Raw genomic sequence first — 20,976 nt, 5'->3', positions numbered from 1 at the left:
TGTATGTATAAAGTAGTAGAAGTACCAAATGATGTATTACGACAGGTGTGTGAACCTGTCACGAAGTTTGATAAAAAACTCGGTAAAATGATCGACCGGATGTTCGATACGATGTACGAATATGACGGGGTTGGTTTAGCCGCACCGCAAATCAACCAGCCGATTCGTGTAGCCGTCGTTCATACCGATGATGAGACGGGACCAATCGAGCTGATCAACCCGGAAATCATCGAAGCGGACGGTTCGCAAATCGATGATGAAGGATGTCTCAGTATGCCGGGCATCTTCGGACCGGTTGAACGGTTCGACCGAATCGTCGTCAAGTCTCAAGATCGTCTTGGGCGGACGGTTAAAATCAAAGCAAACGGTTTTTTTGCACGTGCCATCCAACACGAGATGGATCATTTAGATGGTGTCCTGTTCACGGATAAACTCGTCGAGCAAGAAAAACCGCGCGTCGTTTTCATGGGTACGCCTGAGTTTGCGGCAGGAACGCTGCGTGAAGTCATCGATGCTGGGTATGACGTCGTCGGTGTCGTCTCACAACCAGATAAACCAGTCGGACGAAAACGGGAAGTCAAACCGACGCCTGTAAAACTCGTCGCGATGGAACACGACATTCCTGTGTTGCAACCGAAACGAATTCGAGAGGATTATCAAGATGTTCTCGATTTAAAACCAGATCTCATTATCACGGCAGCTTACGGTCAGATCGTCCCGACCGCTATTCTCGAAGCACCACGTTTTGGGGCGATCAACGTCCATGCGTCACTCTTACCGAAATATCGTGGCGGTGCACCGATTCATCAAGCGATCATCGATGGAGAAAAAGAGACAGGTGTGACGATCATGTATATGGTCGATCGGCTAGACGCAGGTGATATGTTGTCAAAAATCATCGTTCCAATCGAAGAGAACGATACAGCCGGTTCGATGTTTGAGAAGTTAGCGGACGCAGGAGCGCGCCTGTTACTTGAAACGTTACCACGTCTGTTAGCAGGTGAATTGACACCGGAAGCACAAGTCGAGGAAGAAGCGACATTTGCGCCGAACATTTCACGTGAGCGGGAACGACTTGATTTTACGCTACCGGGTGAGACACTCTACGATCAAATTCGTGGGATGAATCCATTCCCGAGTACGTATACGATGCTTGGGAACGATCGCTTAAAAGTCTTTTTCGCAACGAAAGTCTCAGGAACGGGACGACCGGGTGAAATCATCGCATTAGAAGCGGATGGTCCCGTCATCGCGACAGGTTCCGAAACAGCGTTGAAGCTGATCGACTTACAGCCGTCCGGCAAAAAACGGATGGATGGTGCCACGTTCATGCGCGGGATTGGTCAATCGCTTGAACTCGGACAACAAGTAGGTGAGAACGCATGAATGTACGCGACGCAGCAGTAACGACACTGATGAAAATCGGACAAGGTGGCGCCTTCTCAACAATTACGGTCCACCAAATGCTTGAAAAACGCGCCATCTCGGCGTCAGATGTCGGCTTGTTCACGGAACTCGTTTACGGGACGCTCAGTCGTGAATTGACGCTTGATTATATTTTAGAACCATATTTAGCGAAACAGAAAAAACTTGATCCATTCATGCGCCCATTGTTAAGAATGAGTGTCTATCAGTTGTTTTATCTCGATCGTGTACCGGATCATGCCGTCATTCATGAAGCCGTTGAAATTGCTAAAAAACGTGGGAAAGTCCATGTCTCGAAAGTTGTCAACGGAGTGCTACGGAATGTATTACGGGCGGGAATGCCTCATTTCGCTGAAATTGAGCCTGCTGCAAAACGAATCAGCATTGAAACGAGTCACCCGCAGTGGCTCGTCGAACGTTGGATCGAACTGTTTGGTCCGGAAGAAACGCTTCAGATCTGTCAATTAAATAACACACCGGCACCGGTCACGGTCCGCATCAATCGCACGAAAACGACGCGGGAGGAAGCAATCGAGCTTCTACTCGATCAAGGTGTGACGGCAAAACCATCTACGGTCGCGCCGGACGGTCTCGAAATCGAACGAGGAAGCGTCCAAAAAACTGATCTGATTGACCGTGGGTATCTTTCTCTTCAGGATGAGAGCTCAATGCTCGTCGCCCGTGCGCTTGGTGCAGAAGCATCCGATCATGTACTCGACAGCTGTGCCGCACCTGGTGGGAAAGCGATGCATATTGCTGAAGGTTTGACGACGGGTACACTACAGGCACTTGATCTTCATCCACATAAGATTAAATTGATTGAACAGCAAGCGACACGATTAGGTCTTACGACTGTTCGAGCAGAAGCGTTAGATGCCCGTAAAGCAGGGGAACGCTTCGAAAGCGAATCCTTTGACCGGATTCTTGTCGATGCACCTTGTTCAGGACTTGGTGTCATTCGGAGAAAACCGGATATCAAATGGACGAAACGTCCAGAACAACTCGAGCAACTCCCAAAAATTCAACGAGACATCTTGACATCTGTCTTACCACTCGTTAAAAAAGGTGGAATCTTCGTCTATTCGACTTGTACGATTGATCCGACCGAAAACGAGGAGCAGACAGCGTTCATTCTCGATCAGGGTTTTGACTTTGATGCATCTTTCGCGGAACGCATGCCAGAATCCGTGCGACATCTGATTGGGAATCGAGCAGAACTCAAGTTGTTACCGACGACAGTCGGAACGGATGGCTTCTACATTGCCGCGTTTAAGAAACGAGAAGATTGATACGAACGGAGGACTGTCATGGAGTTAGCTCACCTTTCGACCACTGGGAAAGTCAGGACTAAAAATGAGGATACGGTATTACTCATCGGGAACGCTGAACGTGGTCTTGCTGTCGTTGCGGATGGTATGGGAGGTCACGCTGCTGGCGATATCGCAAGTGCGATCGTTCGCGAGGTATTTGAAGCATCCTTTTCCCTCATGCCAAATCGCCCGATGGAATTGTCCGAATGGATAGAACAACGTGTAGCCGAAGCGAATGCCCGGATTCTTCAGTTTTCAAAAGAAGAACAACTTGCGATCGTCGGAACGACCATTGCCTGTGTGTGCTGGGTCGAGGATTTGCTCGTCATCGGTCATGTTGGAGACAGTAGGGTCTATGCTCTTGAAGGTACGGCGTTAAAACAATTGACGGATGATCATTCTTACGTCAACATGTTACGACAAATGGGAGAGCTTTCGGACGAGGAAGTCGAAAATCATCCACGTAAAAATGTCATCACACGATCGGTCGGCTCGAACGAAACGGTCGAAGTCGACATTCAAGTAAGAGATGCTCCAGACTATGACCTCGTCCTTGTGTGTAGCGACGGGTTGACCGATGAAGTGCCAGATGATGTCATTGAACAAATCATCTTACGGGATGATCCGCTTGATGAGATCGTCGGACAATTGGTGAAAGAAGCGAATGCTCGAGGAGGCGCGGATAATATTACGATTGCCGCCATCCGGTTCAAAGAAAGAAAGAGGGTCTGAATATGCGATACGGAGATCGATTAAATGACCGCTACCGCATAGAACGGCTAGTTGGAAGTGGCGGGATGGCGAATGTCTATCAAGCCTATGATGAGATTTTAAAGCGTCATGTTGCCATTAAGATTTTACGGACTGAATTTTCGCATGACGAACAGTTCATTCGTCGATTCGAACGTGAAGCGCATGCTGCTACCAGCTTGAATCATCCAAACATCGTTGCCGTCTATGATGTAGGCGAAGAAGATGCCATCTATTACATCGTCATGGAGTATATCGATGGTATGACATTAAAGACATTTTGTGAAAATCAAGCATTACCTGTGCCGCAGGCCGTCGATATCATCGCTCAAATTTGTGATGCGATCGATCATGCCCATGCACACCGAATCATCCATCGCGATATCAAACCGCAAAACATGTTGATTCGAGAGGATGGTACCGTCAAAGTAACGGATTTCGGAATCGCTGTGGCGATGTCGAATGCGACTCTGACGCATACGATGTCGGTCCTTGGGTCTGTCCATTACTTCTCGCCAGAACAAGCAAAAGGTAAATTTGCCGATGAGAAGTCGGATATCTATTCGCTTGGTGCTGTCTTATACGAACTTGTGACAGGACAAGTCCCGTTTGAAGGTGATTCACCGGTTGCGATCGCTTTGAAGCATCTGCAAGATACACCGCGTCGTCCATCCGTCTTGAATCCGAAAGTGCCACAAGCGCTTGAGAACTGTATCATGCAGGCGCTCGCAAAAGCACCGCATGACCGTCAGCAGTCCGTCGCAGCCTTTAAGGCAGATATGGTGACGGCGTTGTCTGACGAACGAGCAAGTGAAGGCATCCGAGGTGCAGAAGAGGATGAGATGGAAAAGACGATGGTCTTATCACCTGTACAAGTGCCAGAAGAATCAAAAGCGGAACCGGACACACCTGTCGTCACGACCGTTCAACCGAAACCGTCAGAAAAGAAAAAGAAAAAACGCTGGTGGGTCATCCTATTATTACTTGTATTACTCGGTGGAGCGGCTACGACGTTTGCGATGTGGCCGGATCCTACCGTTACGGTACCGTCCGTCGTCAAAACGGATGGAGATGAAGCGGAAACGAAGCTTGAGAAACTTGGATTTGTTGTCGAGACGACAGAACGAAACAGTGATACGGTCGATGAAGGAGACGTGATCAGTCAGACACCGCGTGAAAACGCGCAGGTGAAAAAGGGCTCAACAGTCAATTTGGTCGTCTCAACCGGCAGTGCTCCGGTCGAAGTGCCAGATGTAACGGATGATGTTGAAAAAGAAGCAATTGCGACGTTAAAAGAAGCTGGATTTGCTAAAGTCGAGGTCGAACGTGAAAAGTCGGATGAAATCGAGCGAGGTAATGTGATCCGGCAATCGATCTCGGCTGGTACGGAGGTCATCGCGAAAGAACAAACGATTACGATCACCGTCTCGGAAGGAACATCTTCTTTCGAGTTGAAGGATTTGACGAACTTATCGAGTGACGAAGCAAAAGCCTACCTGGACGAAAAAGGGCTCGATGGAACGTTCGAGCAAGAATTTTCTAGCGACGTGAAACTCGATCAAGTTATCCGTCAATTCCCACAAGCAGGGACTCAAGTCGAACCGAACGACTCCGTGACGGTCTTCATCTCAAAAGGTGAGGAAGAAAAAACGTTGACAGCGACGTTCCCTGAAAAGGTCGTCTATGACGCGGTCAGCGAGAACGAGGACGAGGAACCACCGAAACAAGTCATCCGGATTGAGACGGAAGATGCGAAAGGGAAGCGGACCGTCATCGAGGAATCAATTGACCAAGATGAGACATTCGACGTGCCGGTGACGATTGATCCGGGAGAAGAAGGCAAGATTACGATTTATAAAGACGATACGGTGTATCGTTCAAAAACCATCACGTACAATCAAGCAAAAGACGCACAGTGAATGTGATGAAAAAGGAGTGCATAGGATGACGGAACAACGCATCGAAGAGAATCGAGAAGGAACGATCATACGCCTGCAGGGTGGCTTTTATGATGTCATGACACCAGAAGGAGAGGTCCGTTCACGGGCAAGAGGGAATTTCCGAAAACGCGGCATCAGTCCAGTCGTTGGAGACGAAGTCGTTCTTCATATCGAAAGTGAGACCGGGTATATTCTCGAAGTGAAGGAGCGGGACAACTTTTTAGTACGCCCGCCTGTCGCGAATATCGATCAAGCGTTGCTTGTCGTCTCGGCTGCAGAACCTGATTTTTCAGCGCACTTGCTCGATCGTTTCCTCGTCTTGATCGAAGCGAAGGAAATCCAACCCGTCATCCTGTTAACGAAGATGGACTTGCTTGATGATGTCAAAGGTCCTGCAGTTAGAGAGGCAATTGCCGCTTACCGGAAGATTGGTTATACGGTCATCGAGACATCAAGTGAGACATTGACAGGTGTTGAACAAGTCCGTCCGTTACTGGCCGGGAAAACGAGCGTTCTTGCCGGACAATCCGGTGTTGGGAAAAGTTCGCTCTTGAACGCACTTGAACCAACACTCGACTTAGAGACGAGTGCGATTTCGAAATCACTCGGACGTGGACGGCATACGACACGTCACGTCACGTTGATGCCACTTGCCGAAGGCTTGATTGCTGATACACCAGGTTTCTCGAACCTTGATTTTCCGTATGATATGGAAATCGAGGATGTACGGTGGAGTTTTCCTGAATTCGTGGCTGTACAGGACGAATGTAAGTATCGAGGATGTTTGCACTTGAATGAACCCGGATGTGCCGTCAAGGAAGCCGTCGAAGCACAAGAAATCATGTCCTCTCGTTATGAGAACTATGGTATGTTTATAGACGAAATCAAGAATCGAGCCCGGAGGTATTGAAGATGATTAAAATTGCACCATCTATCTTATCAGCAGATTTTGCGAATCTTGAGCGTGATGTCAAAGCAGTCGAGGCAGCAGGCGCGGACTATATCCATTTCGATGTCATGGATGGTCAGTTCGTACCGAATATCTCGTTTGGACTACCTGTGCTCAGCAGTTTACGTCAAAAGACGGATATGGTCCTTGATGTCCATTTAATGATTGACCAGCCAGAACGTTTCGTTGAAGATTTCGTTAAGGCAGGGGCAGATATCGTGACGTTCCACGTCGAAGCGACGAACCACGTCCATCGTGTTTTACAACAAATCAAGCTAGCTGGTGCAAAAGCAGGGGTCGTCTTGAATCCTCACACGCCATTATCAACGATTGAACACGTCCTTGAGGATGTCGATATGGTCTTATTGATGACGGTCAATCCGGGCTTTGGTGGACAAGCCTTCATCGAGAGTGTCATGCCAAAACTCGCATCACTTGCACAAATGAAAGCAGATCGTGATCTGACATTTGAAATCGAGATTGATGGTGGCGTCAACCCGGCAACAGCAAAACTTTGTATCGAAAACGGTGCGAACGTTCTTGTCGCGGGATCAGCAATCTACAATGCACCAGATTATGCGGAAGCGATCACTAGCATTCGTCAAGGGGCTGCCGTATAATAAGAACGAGAAAACGAAATATGATGACCGCAAGGGGTGTCGCTTGAAAAGCGGCTGAGAGGAGTCTTTTAGACTTTAACCCTTCGAACCTGTTCCGTTCAAACGGACGTAGGGATGTGGCGCACGCAGGCAGTACGGCGTTCGTCGTACTGCCTTTTTGCGTCCTCTCGTACAATGAAGGAGGAAAATAGCATGAAACGGTTACAAATGATGATGGAAATTGCCATCTTCGCCAGTCTCGGAGTCGTCTTTGATTTACTGATTCCATTCAAAATGCCACAAGGTGGCTCGATCAGCTTAGCGATGTTACCGATCTTCGTCATGGCATTTCGCCACGGGGTCGTCGGAGGGGTCGTCACGGGAGCGCTTGTCGGTACGATTCAATTGATGTTCGCTCCACAAGTCTTGACGATCGTTCAACCGATGCTTGACTATACGATTGCGTATGGTGTCGTCGGATTAAGTGGTCTGTTCGCGCGTCAAGTCAGACTAGCCGCACGCAATGGACAAAAGAAAAGCTTGATGGCGTTCGTTCTCCTGGCGACGTTATTAGGCGCAGGACTCCGTTATATCTGTCATGTCATCAGCGGAATCGTGTTCTTCGCGAAATATGCAGAAGGTCCAGTCGTGCCATATTCATTAGTTTATAACGCGACATACATGGTACCATCTTATGTTTTATGCGGTGTCGTCGCGGGTCTCCTCTTTACAACTGCGCCACGTTTACTACGTTATTCAGCACGAGGCGTCTGAGATGCGGACGATTCTCGTGTGCGCCGGTCCTCAAGAAGAAGTGCCGGATTTACGGACGTTTTGTCAGCCAGGTGACTTTATCGTCGGTGTCGACGGTGGTGTTCAGACGATTGAATTGTTTGGGCTGACATGCGACCTGACGATTGGTGATTTTGATTCGCTTGGTTATGTACCTGAAGGGGCAATCGTTCATCCGGCCGAGAAAGATGAAACGGATCTCGAACTGGCACTTCGTACAGTTTCAGAGAAGAAACAGTTTGAGGATACCTTCATTATCGGGGCGACAGGTGGGCGGCTCGACATGACCGTCCAAAATGTATATCTATTGAAGCGATACCCAGAGGCACGACTCGTGACGAAACGAGAAGAGGTACGATACTTGGCTGAGGGAACGTATGCAGTCGAAGCCGAAAGCTATCATTATCTTTCGTTCATTCCACTCGTACCATCGACTTTAAGCTTATCCGGAGTCAAATATCCACTTGATACACATCCAGTACCGGTCGGAGGTTCCTTGACCGTCAGTAATGAATGGAGTACGTCAGAAGCGACAGTAGAGCTCCATCAAGGAGAACTATTGATGATGCGGACGCTTAAGGAATAGAACAATCATACAAAAAGAGGCCGTGGATGACTCCGCGGCCTCTTTTTAGATGAAATTATTCTTCGAGTTGAGAAGGGGCGACACGGATGTCGCTTTGAGCGGATAGATGTTTTCCTTTGACGAAGAGATGATAACTTCCCCACATGACAAGGAAGAAAGGAACACCGATGTATAAAGCAATCCGTTGATCCGCTTGAAACGCAAGACTGACGAGGACGACGACATTAAGTGTCAACGATATCAACGGTAATACTGGATAGAATGGCGTCTTGAACTTTAGTTCGGATAGATCATGTCCGTTTCGGATGAACTGACGGCGGAACGCAAGTTGCGAAGCGGAAATTGAAATCCAACCGACTTGAGCGCCGAGTCCAGCTAAAGACAAGAGCCAGATGAAGACGGTATCCTCTGCGAAAAATGCTGTCAGAAGCGATAACATTGCAAACATCATCGTAAAGAGTAAAGCGCGCATCGGCACACCACGTGCATTAACATAAGATAATTTCTTTGAAATCATCCCTTCTTGTGCCATTGCCCATAACATTCGGGTCGCGGCATACAGTCCCGAGTTCCCGACGGATAATAGTGCTGTCAAGACGACGATGTTCATCAAGTCAGCGGCATACGGGATGCCGATCGCATCAAAGACCATGATGAATGGACTACTGACTCCGCCAGCCGTCTCATACGGAATCAATGCACCGACGATCGTGATCGATAAGACAAAGAAAATGAACGTCCGCCAAACTGTATTCCGGATAGCTTTTGGAATCGATTTTTCAGGCGTGTCAGACTCCCCAGCCGCGACACCGATCAATTCCGTTCCCTGAAAAGCAAAATTGACAGCAATCATCGTCGTCAAGACACCGAGAATTCCGTTTGGAAACCAACCGCTTGCCGTGAAGTTCGCAAACAATGAGGATGGACGATCTGCTTCCATCGGTAACCAGCCAAACCAAGCTGCGCCACCAAGAATGATGAAGAAAAGAATGGCGAGTACCTTTAAACTTGAGAACCAGAATTCCGCTTCCCCGAACGCTTTGGCGGAGACGGCGTTTAAACCGAATAACAAGACCGTAAAGACGGTACACCAGACAACGACCGGCACATTCGGAAACCAACGGTCCATCAAACTACCGGCAGCTGTGATTTCAAGTGCCACCGTCACAGCCCAGCCGAGCCAGTAAATCCAACCGACGGCAAAGCCGATACCTGGTCCGATGAAGCGTGTCGTATACGTTTGGAATGATCCTGAGACTGGCAAGAAAACTGCTAACTCCCCTAAACATAACATCGTCAGATACATGATGGTCCCACCCACGATGTAACTGAGGACCGCCCCGAGAGGTCCTGCTTGTGAAATCGTTAACCCTGATCCTAAAAATAAACCTGTTCCGATAATTCCACCGAGTGAGATCATGAACAGGTGTCGACTCGTCATCTCTCGTTTGAGTTGCATGATGACTTCCCCCAATTCTGACAAAATAAAGTACGTTCCTATCGTAAGCGTTTTCAATAAAAGCGACAATTAGTTTATGAGAAAAATAAATGAGAGAATAAAAAAACCGGAAGGGAAGATTCCCATCCGGTGGTTGCGCCTTATACGCGTTCGACTTTACCTGATTTAAGAGCTCGAGCTGAAACCCAAACCTTTTTCGGCTTACCGTCGACGAGGATACGTACTTTTTGTACGTTGACTCCCCAAGTACGTTTTGTTTTGTTCAATGCGTGTGAACGGTTGTTACCCGACTTTGGCGATTTCCCAGTAACGTAGCATTTACGTGCCATGCGTTCCGCCTCCTTTTATGTTGTTTTGCGTTCGTCCTAATAGACACTTTGCTATCTTAGCATGGTGTCAGGGCGGTTGCAACATAAAAAAAGTAGCTGACAAGAAAAAAACTTGACAGACAACCTCGAAATTTAAAATAATAAATGAGGATGATGGTAAAAGTTCATTTGACCGCTACTATTTTTCACTTATTCATTGTATAGTCAGTACGGCGACTTTTCAATAGTAGGTCCTTATAGTAGAATTATGAGAAGAATACAATATTCAAAGGGGGCTACTCAGGTGGCGATCGAGATGAAAACGACCTATGGAAAGATTGATGTAGATAATGATGTCGTCGCGCAACTTTCGGGCGGCGCAGCAATGGAATGTTTTGGTGTCGTTGGTATGGCATCTCAGTCTCAAATCAAGGATGGTCTTGCTGAACTCTTAAAACGTGAGAACTTTGCACGCGGTGTCATCGTTCGACAGGCTTCAGAGCAGGTCCATATCGATATGCATATCATCGTAAGCTATGGAACGAAAATCTCAGAGGTGGCGAACAACGTACAGAGTCGCGTGAAATACACGCTCAGTCAGGCACTAGGTCTTGACGTGACATCTGTGAACATCTTTGTCCAAGGAGTCCGCTTGACGAATGTCTAAGGCGGGAATAGAGGAGGAAACTTTAGTGAGTGTAGATCGTTTAACAGGAGCGCAGTTAGTCAAGATGATTCAAAATGGCGCGGCGAATCTCTATCAAAACGCAGATTTCGTCGATTCATTGAACGTCTTCCCTGTGCCAGATGGTGATACGGGAACGAACATGAATTTGACGATGACTTCAGGTGCGAAAGAAGCAGGTAAATCCACTTCGGATTCTGTATCGGAAGTCGCAAACGTCTTCGCACGTGGATTATTGATGGGGGCGCGCGGAAACTCTGGCGTCATCTTAAGTCAATTGTTCCGTGGATTCTCGAAATCAATCGAAGGAAAAGCAACGATTGATACGAAAGAGTTCGCTGATGCGTTACAAAAAGGTGTCGATACAGCATACAAAGCAGTCATGAAACCGGTCGAAGGAACGATCTTGACAGTTGCCCGTGAGACAGCTGTCGCTGCTATCGCACAATCTGAAACGACGACGGATTTCTTAGAGTTGATGCGTCAACTCGTCGAAGCATCGAAAGTATCGCTTGACGGAACTCCTGACCTTCTTCCTGTATTAAAAGAAGTTGGTGTCGTTGATTCAGGTGGTCAAGGTCTCGTCTGTATCTATGAAGGATTCCTCGCGACACTCGAAGGAAAAGAACTTGATAAGCCACATGCGCCAGTCATGGAAGCACTCGTCGAAGCAGAGCATCATAAATCGGCTCAAAGCTTCATGTCGACAGAAGAGATCCATTACGGCTACTGTACGGAAATCATGGTTCGCTTCCAAGATGACAAGTTAGCAAATGCGCCGTTCAGTGAAGAAGCATTCCGGAACGAATTAGCGGAATTCGGTGATTCGTTGCTCGTCGTCGCGGACGAAGAGCTCCTTAAAGTTCACGTCCACGTTGAAACGCCAGGAGAAGTCATCACAAAAGGACAACGTTTCGGTGAGCTCGTTGCTGTTAAGATTGAAAATATGCGTCAACAACACTCGACGATCCTCGAAGAAGAGGGCGCGAACCAAGTCACTCCAGTCGCTGCACCGAAGACAAAAGCGAAAGCAGCCCTCGTGACAGTCGCAATGGGTGAAGGTATCAGTGAACTCTTTAAATCACTCGGTGTCAGTGTCGTCATCGAAGGCGGACAAACGATGAACCCGTCAACGGAAGACATCGTCAAGGCGATCGAGGATGCACACGCTGAACATGTCTATGTTTATCCGAACAACTCGAACATCATCATGGCCGCTGAACAAGCAGCTTCTGTTGCGAATTGTGGCGTAACTGTCGTGAAATCAAAGACAGTCCCACAAGGTTTGGCGGCGACGATCGTCTATAATCCGGAAGCGACTGTTGAAGAGAACGAAGCACACATGGAGGATGCGATCGCAGCTGTGAAGTCGGGTCAAGTCACATATGCCGTTCGTGATACGAATATTGATGGTGTTGAAATCAAGAAAGACGATCACATGGCGATTGCTGAAAAACAAATCGTTGCTACGGACACTTCGAGTCTTGGTGCTGTCAAGAAACTGGTCGATACACTCGTCACAGAGGACGACGAAATCATCACAGTTCTTTACGGTGAAGGCGTTTCGACAGAAGAAGTCGACGACCTCGTCGCGTACATCGAATCGGTTAATCCGGATGCTGAAGTGGAAGTCCACGACGGCAAACAACCACTTTATTCGTACATTTTAAGCGTCGAATAAAACCATCATACTGAAAAAGGGCGACTAGCCTTTTCACGAATCCCACCATCTGCGATAATAGAGGTGGGATTTCGTTTGTTTCATAGAGAGGGGAAAAGAAATGAAATATCGTAGCGTCTTTGACATCATCGGACCAGTCATGGTTGGTCCATCGAGCTCGCATACAGCAGGGGCTGCACGGATTGGATTGATGGCGGGTAAATTATTCGGGGAAACGCCTACTGTCATCCACATCACGTTTTACGGTTCATTCGCTGATACGTATCGTGGACATGGAACGGATGTCGCCATCATCGGCGGTGTTCTCGGATACGATACGTTTGACGACCGGATTCCGCAATCGATCGATATCGCGAAGTCGAAAGGGATTGAGATTCATTTCGAGACGAGTGAAGCGTTGACGGATCATCCAAATACGGCTCGTGTCCATTTGACGAATGGAGTAGAAGAGTTTGAATTGGTCGGTATTTCAATTGGTGGGGGAACGATTGAAATCACGGAATTAAATGGCGTACCGCTTCGTTTGTCCGGTGGGGGACCGGCACTTGTCGTCTTACACCATGACCGGTTCGGAGCAATTGCAGCTGTGACGAGCATTTTGGCTGATTACGAAATCAACATCGGGCATATGGAAGTATCACGGCACGAAAAAGGAAAACAAGCACTCATGGCAATTGAGATTGATGACCGGATTACGGCAGATGTGTTAGAAGAAATCGATCGGTTACCTCAAGTCGAGCGTGCCGTCATGATGGGAGAGTGAAGAAATGTTCAAATCCGTTAAAGAACTCGTCGCCATCGCGACGGAACGAAATATTCCAATTTCGGAAGTCATGATCGAACAAGAGATGACGGTTCGTCATTTGGAGCGAGATGAAGTCTATGCGATGATGGAACGAAACCTACAAGTGATGGAAGATGCGGTCGCTCGTTCACTTGATGGCGACGGTGTGCAATCGGTGACAGGTTTAACTGGTGGAGATGCTGTCTTACTCCAGCGGTACCGTGCTTCAGGTAAAGGATTATCCGGTGATTTATTACTGGACGCCGTTAGTAAAGCAATCGGAACGAATGAAGTCAATGCTGCGATGGGAAAAATTTGTGCGACACCAACGGCAGGGAGTGCCGGCGTCGTGCCAGGTACGTTATTTGCGGTCAAAGATCGCTTAAACCCAACGCGTGAGCAAATGCTACGCTTCTTATTCACATCCGGTGCGTTCGGCTTCGTCGTCGCGAACAATGCGTCGATCTCCGGAGCGGCTGGTGGCTGTCAGGCAGAAGTTGGTTCAGCAACAGCGATGGCAGCTGCTGCCATCGTTGAGATGGCGGGCGGAACACCGGATCAGTCAGCACATGCCTTTGCGATCGCACTGAAGAACATGCTCGGACTCGTCTGTGATCCTGTCGCAGGACTCGTCGAAGTGCCATGCGTGAAACGCAATGCGATGGGCGGGGCGAATGCTGTTGTCGCTGCCGACATGGCACTCGCAGGAATCACGTCACGGATTCCGTGTGATGAAGTCATCTCAGCCATGCATGAGATTGGTCAGATGATGCCGTCTGCGCTTCGCGAGACAGCAAAAGGTGGACTCGCGAATACGCCGACGGGTCGCTGGCTCGAAGCGAAAATCTTCGGAGAGTTATCGAATGAATCCATCACGTGACGTCAAGACATTAAAAGGTGTCGGACGGGATTTGGCGAAAAAACTAGAAGAGATGAATATTCTCACCGTTGCGGACGTGCTCGAGCACGTCCCGTTTCGTTATGACGACTTCGTGACGGGAAGTCTAACGGAAGCAATCCATGAGGATAAAGTCAAGTTCACGGGTCAAGTCCAGTCTGAACCACTTGTGCGCTATTATGGCAAAGGAAAGAATCGTTTAACGTTCCGTCTGCTCGTTGAAGAACGGTATAGTGTGACCGTAACGATGTTCAACCGGGCATTCTACAAAGACCAATTGCAACTCGGAGCAGAAGTGACGGTCAGTGGCAAGTGGGATTTACACCGGATGACGATCTCTGCGACGGAATTGCAATTCGGGGCAATCGAAGGCGAATTGACACCAGTCTACTCGCTCCGGGGTGACATGCGGATGAAGACATTCCGACGCGTCGTCGACTTGGCGTTCAAGGAGACTGAGGCATTAGCTGAACGAATCCCGGATAGCATCCGGAAGACGTATCGGTTGCAAGACCGGATGACGATGTTGAAGTCGCTTCATTTCCCAACGAATCGACAAGAGTTGACGGCTGCTCGTCGCAGTTATGTCTACGAGGAGTGCCTCTATTTCCAACTGAAATTACAGGCGTTACGTCTTGGACGACGGAAAGGTCGAGGGATGGCCTTGCCTTTACATGAAACGGATATCGCGAATTTCATCAAGAGCCTGCCGTTTCCGCTGACAGGTGCCCAGCAACGTGTGACAAAAGAGATCCTAGACGACATCGGTCGCGGCGAACGAATGAATCGGTTGCTGCAAGGGGATGTCGGAAGCGGGAAGACCGTCATCGCTGCCATCGCCTTGTTCGCGACGGTTCGTGCGGGAAGACAAGGCGCTTTGATGGTGCCGACCGAAATTTTAGCGGAACAGCATGCAGCGTCGCTCGCCCCATTGCTTGAACCACTTGGAATCCGAGTCGGTCTACTGACGAGTTCCGTTAAAGGGAAAGCGCGTGCTCACTTGCTCGAAGCTCTTGTAACAGGAGAGATCGATGTCTTGGTCGGAACACATGCGCTGATTCAAGACACCGTCCAGTTCAAGGCATTACACCTCGTCATCACCGATGAACAACATCGCTTCGGTGTCGAACAACGGAAACGATTGCGTGCGAAAGCTGAACAGGCAGATGTATTATATATGACAGCGACACCGATTCCGCGTACGCTTGCGATATCGGTCTTTGGAGATATGGATGTTTCGATCATCGATGAGATGCCGGCGGGACGAAAGGAAATCGAGACCTACTGGGCGAAACCGCAACAGATGGAACGCGTTTTCGGGTTCGTCGAGAAAGAATTGTCGCAAGGTCGACAAGCCTACGTCATCACGCCATTGATCGAGGAATCCGAATCACTCGAAGTTCAAAATGCGATCGAATTACATGCGACATTGACTGAGCGGTTCAAGCCCTATCATGTCGGTTTGATGCATGGGCGCTTGACTTCTTCAGAAAAAGACGAGGTCATGCAGGCATTCAAGGAGAATACCGTTCAAATCCTTGTTTCGACGACGGTCGTCGAGGTCGGTGTGAACGTTCCGAATGCATCGATCATCGTCATTCATGATGCAGAACGCTTCGGTCTTGCGCAATTACACCAATTAAGAGGACGCGTCGGTCGAGGCGATGCCCAGTCTTACTGTATTCTAATCGCCGATCCCTCTTCCGATACGGGAAAAGAACGGATCAAGACAATGACGGAGACGAACGATGGCTTCAAGCTAGCGGAAAAGGATTTAAAACTGCGCGGAGCCGGAAATTTCTTCGGTACCGAACAAAGTGGATTACCGCGCTTCGTCTTGACTGATCCTGCGCTCGATATACAAGTCATGGAAACCGCGCGACAAGATGCAGTCCGATTACTGCGATCGGATGCTTTTTGGCAAGCGCCGGAATACGATGTCTTACGTGAATATATCGAACGGCAAGGGCTTCTTGAAGGAGAAAGAATCGAATAATACTTGAAAGTGAACAACAAGGGATATATACTACTGTTAGTACCAGGTAATAATAGTAGTCATCCTTCTTGTGGGAGGAACGTACATGCGGGTACCTAAAAAACAGAGACAACAAGAATTATTACAGACGATCGAGCAAAATCCGTTCATCACGGATGAAGCGCTGGCGACACGATTTCGTGTCAGTATCCAGACGATTCGTCTGGACCGGATGGAATTAAAAATTCCGGAATTACGGGAGCGAATTAAACATGTCGCGACTGAACGCCTGGATGATGTGCGTACGTTGACTGAAAATGAAGTCATTGGTGATATGATTGACCTGAAACTTGATACATCTGCCATCTCGATCCTTGAGGTTTTGCCGGAACATGCGTTTAGTCGAAATGCAATCGCCCGTGGACATATCTTGTTCGCACAGGCGAACTCGCTTGCGATTGCGCTCATCGATGATGAACTCGCGTTAACGACCCGTGCGAACGTTCAGTTCACACGCTCCGTCCACGTCGGAGAACGCGTCGTCGCGAAGGCATTCGTCAGTTCCCATCGCCAAGATGGGCGTTCTGACATCACGGTAGAGAGTTATGTCGGTGAAGAATGTGTCTTCATCGGCGAATTCACAGTGTATCGAAGTAGTAAGGAGGAATCGAAATGATTTTAGCAGTTGACGCCATGGGGGGCGACCATGCACCCCGTGCCATCGTAGAAGGGGTCGTTGCCTATCTGGCAGAACGTCCAAACGACAACATCGATATCCGACTAGTCGGAGATGAGTTGAAGTTACGCTCATACACAATCGAGGATCCGCGCGTGACGATCGTCCACGCAGCATCCGTCATCACCGGAGAAGATGAACCGGTACGTGCCATTCGCCGCAAGAAAGATAGCTCACTCGTTGTGGCTGCAAACCTGGTGAAATCAGGAGAAGCAGATGCCTTGATTTCAGCAGGCAACACGGGAGCGCTCATGACTGCCGGATTGTTCGTCATCGGTCGGATCGAAGGAGTTGACCGTCCTGCACTGGCCCCGACTTTCCCGACACGTAATGGGAAGGGTGTCGTCATCTTAGATGTCGGCGCCAACCCGGATGCGAAGGCAGAGCATTTGCTCGATTATGCCATCATGGGGTCTGTCTACGCAGAACAAGTTCGCGGCATCACACGTCCTAAAGTCGGGCTCCTGAATATCGGATCAGAAGCCGGTAAAGGGAATGCATTGACGAAGGAAACGTATCCGCTACTTGAGACAGCACCGATTCATTTCGTTGGGAACGTCGAGGCGAGAGAAGCGATGAGCGGTGACGTCGATGTCATCGTTACGGAAGGTTTTGCCGGCAACACGTTACTTAAGAGTACTGAAGGGGCAGCCAGTATGATCATGGGTGTCATGAAAGAACAATTCATGAGCTCGTGGACATCAAAGCTCGCCGCTCTCGTACTTAAACCGAAGTTGAAAAAAATGAAGCAGTTGCTCGCCTATGAAGAATATGGTGGTGCCGGACTATTCGGTATTGCGGCTCCGGTCATCAAGGCGCATGGATCAAGTAATGCCTATGCATTCAGCAGAGCGCTCGTTCAAGCTGAAAAGATGGTCGAACAAGAAGTCGTTGCCAAAATCGTTCAGGCGAAAGCAACTGAAGCACGTTAAGAAGGAGTGAGACGAGATGGGGAAAACAGTTTGGATGTTTCCGGGACAAGGGTCACAGACGCCTGGAATGGGACAGACGCTCATCACGCAAGACGAGACACGCCAAGCACTCGCTGACCTCGGAACGCGAATTGGTCTGGATCTGACGACGCTGATGACGACAGGGACGAAGGATGAATTGAAAGCGACGGATATCGCTCAACCAGCCATCGTCGCACACAGTGCATTACTCGCACAGCAGTACGCAGCACAAGGACATACACCTGATTTCGTACTCGGACACAGTGTTGGAGAATATAGCGCGCTCGTCGCAGCTTCTGTCATCACACCGTCTGAAGCCGTCTATCTCGTCCGCGAACGCGGAAAACTCATGAATCAAGTCACGGGTGGAACGATGGCAGCAGTCATTGGCATGAATGATGTCGAGGCAGCCCATCACGCGGTTGAATCAATTGCGGCAACGGGAGAAATCGTTCAAATCGCCAACTACAACTGTCCTGGACAATTCGTCATCTCTGGACAAATCGCGGCGGTCGAATCTGCCACAGCGAAGTTAAAAGAGCTCGGAGCAAAACGTGTCTTACCGCTTGATGTATCAGGTGCGTTCCATTCGTCGCTCATGACACCATTCGCACCACGATTCGAAGATATTCTCGTCTCGTCACCGTTTGAAGCGGCGAAGACGAAATTCATCTCGAACGTCGACAGTTCGTTCCATGATCAACCAGACGAATTGATTCGTTTGCTCGTTCAACAGCTCTATTCGCCGGTCCGGTTCGAATCATGCGTCGAGCGTTTAATCGAAGAGGGTGCGGATACATTCATCGAGTTTGGTCCATCATCTCCACTTAGCGGTCTCGTGAAACGAATCAAAAAAGATGCGAAGATCATCAGCATCACGACACTTGAGCAATTGGAAGCGGAGGGAATTCGTTGAGTAAAGTAGCACTCGTCACTGGCGCGTCACGCGGCATCGGAGCTGCCATCGCGAAGCGATTGGCAACGGATGGTTTCCGTGTCGTCGTCAACTATGCAGGAAGCACGGACAAGGCGGAAGCTGTCGTCCGTGAAATCAAGGAAGCAGGCGGTGAGGCACTCGCGATTCAAGCGAATGTCGCTGAAGCGGATGCTGTCAAACAGATGATCAAACAAACGATTGATGCGTTTGGTCAACTGGATTGTGTCGTCAATAATGCCGGCATTACGCGTGATGGTTTACTGATGCGTATGAAGGAAGCAGACTTTGATGCCGTCGTCGATACGAACCTGAAAGGGGCATTCCTGGTCACACAAGCCGCGACACGTCCTTTGTTAAAAACAAGCGGTCGTATCATCAACATCGCATCAGTCGTCGGTATTTCCGGAAATCCAGGGCAAGCGAACTATGTCGCAGCGAAAGCAGGTCTGATCGGGCTGACGAAATCCGTCGCACGTGAACTCGCTAGTAAGGGCGTCACAGTCAATGCCATCTGTCCAGGCTTCATCGAGACGGACATGACGGATGAATTGACAGAAGAACAGCGGAACCTGTCACTCGGGCAAATTCCGTTGAAACGCTTCGGTCAAACCGACGATATCGCTTCACTCGTCAGCTTCATTGCTTCAGATGAAGCACGATACATCACAGGTCAAACTCTAGCCGTCGATGGCGGCATGACGATGTAACACAACTAACGGTAGTACTTTGCCAAATCGGCAATCATCTTATATACTCAACTCATGGAGGGATTTTAAAATGACAAAAGAACAAATCTTAGTAGACGTACAAGAAGCAATCGCAGAAAAATTAGGTAAAGAACAAAGTGAAATCACACTTGATAAATCGTTCAAAGACGATCTCGGTGCTGACTCTCTCGAAGTCATGGAACTCGTCATGGACTTAGAAGACAAGTTCGAAATCACGATCGAAGATGAGCAAGCAGAAAACTTGAAGACTGTCGGCGATGTCGTCAACTACATCGAAACACAAGTCTGATCATTGAAGCTGACCCACCGCAATTTGCGGTGGGCTTTAGCTGTTTAGGAGGAACTATGACGAATCAAAAAGGACGTCGTGTCCGAAAAGGACCCTATGTAAAACGACGCAAGGATGCTCGGACGCTCGCTCAGATCGAGCAAAAATTTGAAGCGTTACAAGAGCGTCTGAATATCAGGTTTTCTAATGTTGAGCTATTGAAACAAGCCTTCACGCACTCTTCGTTCGTCAATGAACAACGTGAGTCGGAAGGGGATAACGAACGCCTAGAATTTTTAGGGGACGCTGTCTTAGAGTTGACGGTGTCACGCTATCTATTCGAACACTACCCGGAACGTTCCGAGGGGGAATTAACGAAATTGCGAGCGGCGATCGTCTGTGAACCGTCACTCGTCCAATTTGCGAATCACTATCAGTTTTCCGATATGATTCTGTTAGGTAAGGGGGAAGAACTGACCGGTGGTCGGAATCGTCCAGCCTTACTTGCGGATGTCTTCGAATCCTTCATTGGCGCCTTGTATCTTGACCAAGGCATCGAAGCAGCCGAACGATTCCTCGCCGAAGCGGTTTTTCCGAAAGTGGCGACAGGCTTTTTCGAAGAACAGACAGATTTCAAGAGTCAATTACAGGAAGCGATTCAACGTGTCGGTTTAGGTGTCATCGAATATGAAATCATCGAGGAACGCGGTCCGGCGCATAGTCGGGAGTTCATCTCTCGTGTTCAAGTCGCGGATGAGCTCGAAGGGATTGGAACGGGGCGTTCGAAAAAAGAGGCAGAACAACAAGCGGCAAAACAAGCCTTACTTGAATTAAAAAAACAGTTTTAAGCAACAAAAGGCCGACCATCTCTCGAACGCACAAGAGATGATCGGCTTTTATCGTGTGGTGCTTACTCGATTAAACAGTCTTAAGGGATTTCAGTTCGTCGACGATCGCGTCGACCTCTGCAAGTGATAGCGAGTCTCGCATCATGACGAACTCATAAATCTCTTTTAAGTCCTCATTTTTTGAGCCATCGAACTGTTCTGCTTTAATGACCCCTTTGTTGATGATATTCAATTTATCTAAGATTGCTTCAATCATTTGTTCAATCGTCATCGTGTTATTCGCTCCTCTTCTTCTTGTTTCGCATGATACTACCTTAAAACCTATCATGTTGCTAGCGTTTCGGCTATGGTAAACTGAAAGAAAT

General features: G+C 48.7%; 22 protein-coding genes, 1 pseudogene and 1 riboswitch. Of the genes and pseudogenes, 20 read left to right on the top strand and 3 right to left on the bottom strand.

Annotation, left to right across the window (positions count from 1 at the left end):
• Window positions 1-3: 3 nt before the first annotated feature.
• The 9 genes and pseudogenes from def to ACN9MT_RS10200 form a co-directional block, all read left to right on the top strand.
• A pseudogene (def, locus tag ACN9MT_RS10240) lies at window positions 4-441 on the top strand (peptide deformylase); the annotation flags it as partial.
• Between the two features lie 24 nt (window positions 442-465).
• Complete coding sequence (fmt, locus tag ACN9MT_RS10235) at window positions 466-1,386, top strand: methionyl-tRNA formyltransferase (protein WP_035409509.1); 921 nt, start codon at window positions 466-468, stop codon at window positions 1,384-1,386.
• The gene (gene rsmB, locus ACN9MT_RS10230; RefSeq protein ID WP_035406883.1) at window positions 1,383-2,714 is read left to right on the top strand and encodes a 16S rRNA (cytosine(967)-C(5))-methyltransferase RsmB; all 1,332 of its coding nucleotides are present in this window, start codon (window positions 1,383-1,385) and stop codon (window positions 2,712-2,714) included. Before fmt ends, rsmB begins: the two co-directional genes overlap by 4 nt.
• Window positions 2,715-2,732: 18 nt before the next feature.
• Window positions 2,733-3,467, top strand: coding sequence for a Stp1/IreP family PP2C-type Ser/Thr phosphatase (locus tag ACN9MT_RS10225; RefSeq protein WP_290751472.1), 735 nt, complete (start codon window positions 2,733-2,735; stop codon window positions 3,465-3,467).
• 2 nt (window positions 3,468-3,469) lie between these two features.
• Complete coding sequence (pknB, locus tag ACN9MT_RS10220) at window positions 3,470-5,404, top strand: Stk1 family PASTA domain-containing Ser/Thr kinase (protein ID WP_426272152.1); 1,935 nt, start codon at window positions 3,470-3,472, stop codon at window positions 5,402-5,404.
• Between the two features lie 25 nt (window positions 5,405-5,429).
• Window positions 5,430-6,335, top strand: a complete 906-nt coding sequence (gene rsgA, locus ACN9MT_RS10215; RefSeq protein WP_035406891.1) for a ribosome small subunit-dependent GTPase A — start codon at window positions 5,430-5,432, stop codon at window positions 6,333-6,335.
• 2 nt (window positions 6,336-6,337) lie between these two features.
• A complete protein-coding gene (gene rpe, locus ACN9MT_RS10210) occupies window positions 6,338-6,994 on the top strand; it encodes a ribulose-phosphate 3-epimerase (protein WP_426272151.1) in 657 nt (218 codons plus the stop codon).
• A gap of 22 nt (window positions 6,995-7,016) precedes the next feature.
• Window positions 7,017-7,126, top strand: a riboswitch (TPP riboswitch).
• Between the two features lie 60 nt (window positions 7,127-7,186).
• Window positions 7,187-7,747 (top strand): energy-coupled thiamine transporter ThiT, encoded by a 561-nt coding sequence (thiT, locus tag ACN9MT_RS10205; protein WP_035406897.1) that lies wholly within the window; start codon window positions 7,187-7,189, stop codon window positions 7,745-7,747.
• Window position 7,748: 1 nt separating this feature from the next.
• A complete protein-coding gene (locus tag ACN9MT_RS10200) occupies window positions 7,749-8,351 on the top strand; it encodes a thiamine diphosphokinase (RefSeq protein ID WP_426272150.1) in 603 nt (200 codons plus the stop codon).
• A gap of 55 nt (window positions 8,352-8,406) precedes the next feature.
• On the opposite strand, the gene ACN9MT_RS10195 is transcribed toward ACN9MT_RS10200, so the two are convergent.
• Entirely contained in the window at window positions 8,407-9,810 is a 1,404-nt protein-coding gene (locus ACN9MT_RS10195; RefSeq protein ID WP_329468779.1) for an amino acid permease, read from the bottom strand.
• Window positions 9,811-9,950: 140 nt separating this feature from the next.
• Window positions 9,951-10,139: a 50S ribosomal protein L28 gene (rpmB, locus tag ACN9MT_RS10190; RefSeq protein ID WP_023468758.1), complete on the bottom strand. Its 189-nt coding sequence runs from the start codon at window positions 10,137-10,139 to the stop codon at window positions 9,951-9,953.
• Between the two features lie 283 nt (window positions 10,140-10,422).
• Here rpmB and ACN9MT_RS10185 point away from each other — a divergent pair, with 283 nt between their 5' ends.
• The 11 genes from ACN9MT_RS10185 (at window position 10,423) to rnc (ending at window position 20,611) form a co-directional block, all read left to right on the top strand.
• On the top strand, window positions 10,423-10,785 hold the full coding sequence (locus ACN9MT_RS10185) for an Asp23/Gls24 family envelope stress response protein (RefSeq protein ID WP_426272149.1): 363 nt from the start codon (window positions 10,423-10,425) through the stop codon (window positions 10,783-10,785).
• Window positions 10,786-10,810: 25 nt separating this feature from the next.
• A complete protein-coding gene (locus tag ACN9MT_RS10180; protein WP_375091899.1) occupies window positions 10,811-12,484 on the top strand; it encodes a DAK2 domain-containing protein in 1,674 nt (557 codons plus the stop codon).
• A gap of 100 nt (window positions 12,485-12,584) precedes the next feature.
• Window positions 12,585-13,247, top strand: coding sequence for an L-serine ammonia-lyase, iron-sulfur-dependent subunit beta (sdaAB, locus tag ACN9MT_RS10175; RefSeq protein WP_035406910.1), 663 nt, complete (start codon window positions 12,585-12,587; stop codon window positions 13,245-13,247).
• 4 nt (window positions 13,248-13,251) lie between these two features.
• Window positions 13,252-14,148 (top strand): L-serine ammonia-lyase, iron-sulfur-dependent, subunit alpha, encoded by an 897-nt coding sequence (gene sdaAA / locus ACN9MT_RS10170; RefSeq protein WP_035406913.1) that lies wholly within the window; start codon window positions 13,252-13,254, stop codon window positions 14,146-14,148.
• Complete coding sequence (gene recG / locus ACN9MT_RS10165; RefSeq protein WP_426272148.1) at window positions 14,132-16,162, top strand: ATP-dependent DNA helicase RecG; 2,031 nt, start codon at window positions 14,132-14,134, stop codon at window positions 16,160-16,162. Before sdaAA ends, recG begins: the two co-directional genes overlap by 17 nt.
• Before the next feature lie 85 nt (window positions 16,163-16,247).
• Complete coding sequence (gene fapR, locus ACN9MT_RS10160; RefSeq protein WP_035406919.1) at window positions 16,248-16,817, top strand: transcription factor FapR; 570 nt, start codon at window positions 16,248-16,250, stop codon at window positions 16,815-16,817.
• Window positions 16,814-17,809 carry a phosphate acyltransferase PlsX gene (gene plsX / locus ACN9MT_RS10155; RefSeq protein WP_035406922.1) on the top strand — a complete coding sequence of 332 codons (996 nt, stop codon included), beginning with the start codon at window positions 16,814-16,816 and terminating at the stop codon, window positions 17,807-17,809. Before fapR ends, plsX begins: the two co-directional genes overlap by 4 nt.
• 16 nt (window positions 17,810-17,825) lie before the next feature.
• Window positions 17,826-18,746, top strand: a complete 921-nt coding sequence (fabD, locus tag ACN9MT_RS10150) for an ACP S-malonyltransferase (RefSeq protein ID WP_035406924.1) — start codon at window positions 17,826-17,828, stop codon at window positions 18,744-18,746.
• On the top strand, window positions 18,743-19,474 hold the full coding sequence (gene fabG, locus ACN9MT_RS10145) for a 3-oxoacyl-[acyl-carrier-protein] reductase (protein ID WP_056062260.1): 732 nt from the start codon (window positions 18,743-18,745) through the stop codon (window positions 19,472-19,474). The genes fabD and fabG overlap by 4 nt, the downstream gene beginning before the upstream one ends.
• A 70-nt stretch (window positions 19,475-19,544) precedes the next feature.
• Window positions 19,545-19,784 carry an acyl carrier protein gene (acpP, locus tag ACN9MT_RS10140; protein WP_029342095.1) on the top strand — a complete coding sequence of 80 codons (240 nt, stop codon included), beginning with the start codon at window positions 19,545-19,547 and terminating at the stop codon, window positions 19,782-19,784.
• A gap of 56 nt (window positions 19,785-19,840) precedes the next feature.
• Window positions 19,841-20,611 (top strand): ribonuclease III, encoded by a 771-nt coding sequence (rnc, locus tag ACN9MT_RS10135; protein ID WP_035406932.1) that lies wholly within the window; start codon window positions 19,841-19,843, stop codon window positions 20,609-20,611.
• 70 nt (window positions 20,612-20,681) lie between these two features.
• Here the strand turns inward: rnc and ACN9MT_RS10130 are convergent, their stop codons facing one another.
• On the bottom strand, window positions 20,682-20,882 hold the full coding sequence (locus tag ACN9MT_RS10130) for a DUF1128 family protein (RefSeq protein WP_023468746.1): 201 nt from the start codon (window positions 20,880-20,882) through the stop codon (window positions 20,682-20,684).
• Between the last annotated feature and the right edge of the window lie 94 nt (window positions 20,883-20,976).

The sequence above is a fragment of the Exiguobacterium sp. R-17 genome (assembly GCF_049913315.1).
Lineage (GTDB): Bacteria > Bacillota > Bacilli > Exiguobacteriales > Exiguobacteriaceae > Exiguobacterium_A.
Note: the sequence above shows the minus strand (reverse complement) of the source record. Positions and strands in the feature narration are given on the sequence as shown.

Excerpts from the sequence above, each read along its gene's own strand:
- fmt (WP_035409509.1), top strand. The coding sequence starts at position 466 with ATGGGTACGCCTGAGTTTGCGGCAGGAACGCTGCGTGAAGTCATCGAT.
- rsmB (WP_035406883.1), top strand. The coding sequence starts at position 1,383 with ATGAATGTACGCGACGCAGCAGTAACGACACTGATGAAAATCGGACAA.
- ACN9MT_RS10225 (WP_290751472.1), top strand. The coding sequence starts at position 2,733 with ATGGAGTTAGCTCACCTTTCGACCACTGGGAAAGTCAGGACTAAAAAT.
- pknB (WP_426272152.1), top strand. The coding sequence starts at position 3,470 with ATGCGATACGGAGATCGATTAAATGACCGCTACCGCATAGAACGGCTA.
- rsgA (WP_035406891.1), top strand. The coding sequence starts at position 5,430 with ATGACGGAACAACGCATCGAAGAGAATCGAGAAGGAACGATCATACGC.
- rpe (WP_426272151.1), top strand. The coding sequence starts at position 6,338 with ATGATTAAAATTGCACCATCTATCTTATCAGCAGATTTTGCGAATCTT.
- thiT (WP_035406897.1), top strand. The coding sequence starts at position 7,187 with ATGAAACGGTTACAAATGATGATGGAAATTGCCATCTTCGCCAGTCTC.
- ACN9MT_RS10200 (WP_426272150.1), top strand. The coding sequence starts at position 7,749 with ATGCGGACGATTCTCGTGTGCGCCGGTCCTCAAGAAGAAGTGCCGGAT.
- ACN9MT_RS10195 (WP_329468779.1), bottom strand. The coding sequence starts at position 9,810 with ATGCAACTCAAACGAGAGATGACGAGTCGACACCTGTTCATGATCTCA.
- rpmB (WP_023468758.1), bottom strand. The coding sequence starts at position 10,139 with ATGGCACGTAAATGCTACGTTACTGGGAAATCGCCAAAGTCGGGTAAC.
- sdaAB (WP_035406910.1), top strand. The coding sequence starts at position 12,585 with ATGAAATATCGTAGCGTCTTTGACATCATCGGACCAGTCATGGTTGGT.
- sdaAA (WP_035406913.1), top strand. The coding sequence starts at position 13,252 with ATGTTCAAATCCGTTAAAGAACTCGTCGCCATCGCGACGGAACGAAAT.
- recG (WP_426272148.1), top strand. The coding sequence starts at position 14,132 with ATGAATCCATCACGTGACGTCAAGACATTAAAAGGTGTCGGACGGGAT.
- fapR (WP_035406919.1), top strand. The coding sequence starts at position 16,248 with ATGCGGGTACCTAAAAAACAGAGACAACAAGAATTATTACAGACGATC.
- plsX (WP_035406922.1), top strand. The coding sequence starts at position 16,814 with ATGATTTTAGCAGTTGACGCCATGGGGGGCGACCATGCACCCCGTGCC.
- fabD (WP_035406924.1), top strand. The coding sequence starts at position 17,826 with ATGGGGAAAACAGTTTGGATGTTTCCGGGACAAGGGTCACAGACGCCT.
- acpP (WP_029342095.1), top strand. The coding sequence starts at position 19,545 with ATGACAAAAGAACAAATCTTAGTAGACGTACAAGAAGCAATCGCAGAA.
- rnc (WP_035406932.1), top strand. The coding sequence starts at position 19,841 with ATGACGAATCAAAAAGGACGTCGTGTCCGAAAAGGACCCTATGTAAAA.
- ACN9MT_RS10130 (WP_023468746.1), bottom strand. The coding sequence starts at position 20,882 with ATGACGATTGAACAAATGATTGAAGCAATCTTAGATAAATTGAATATC.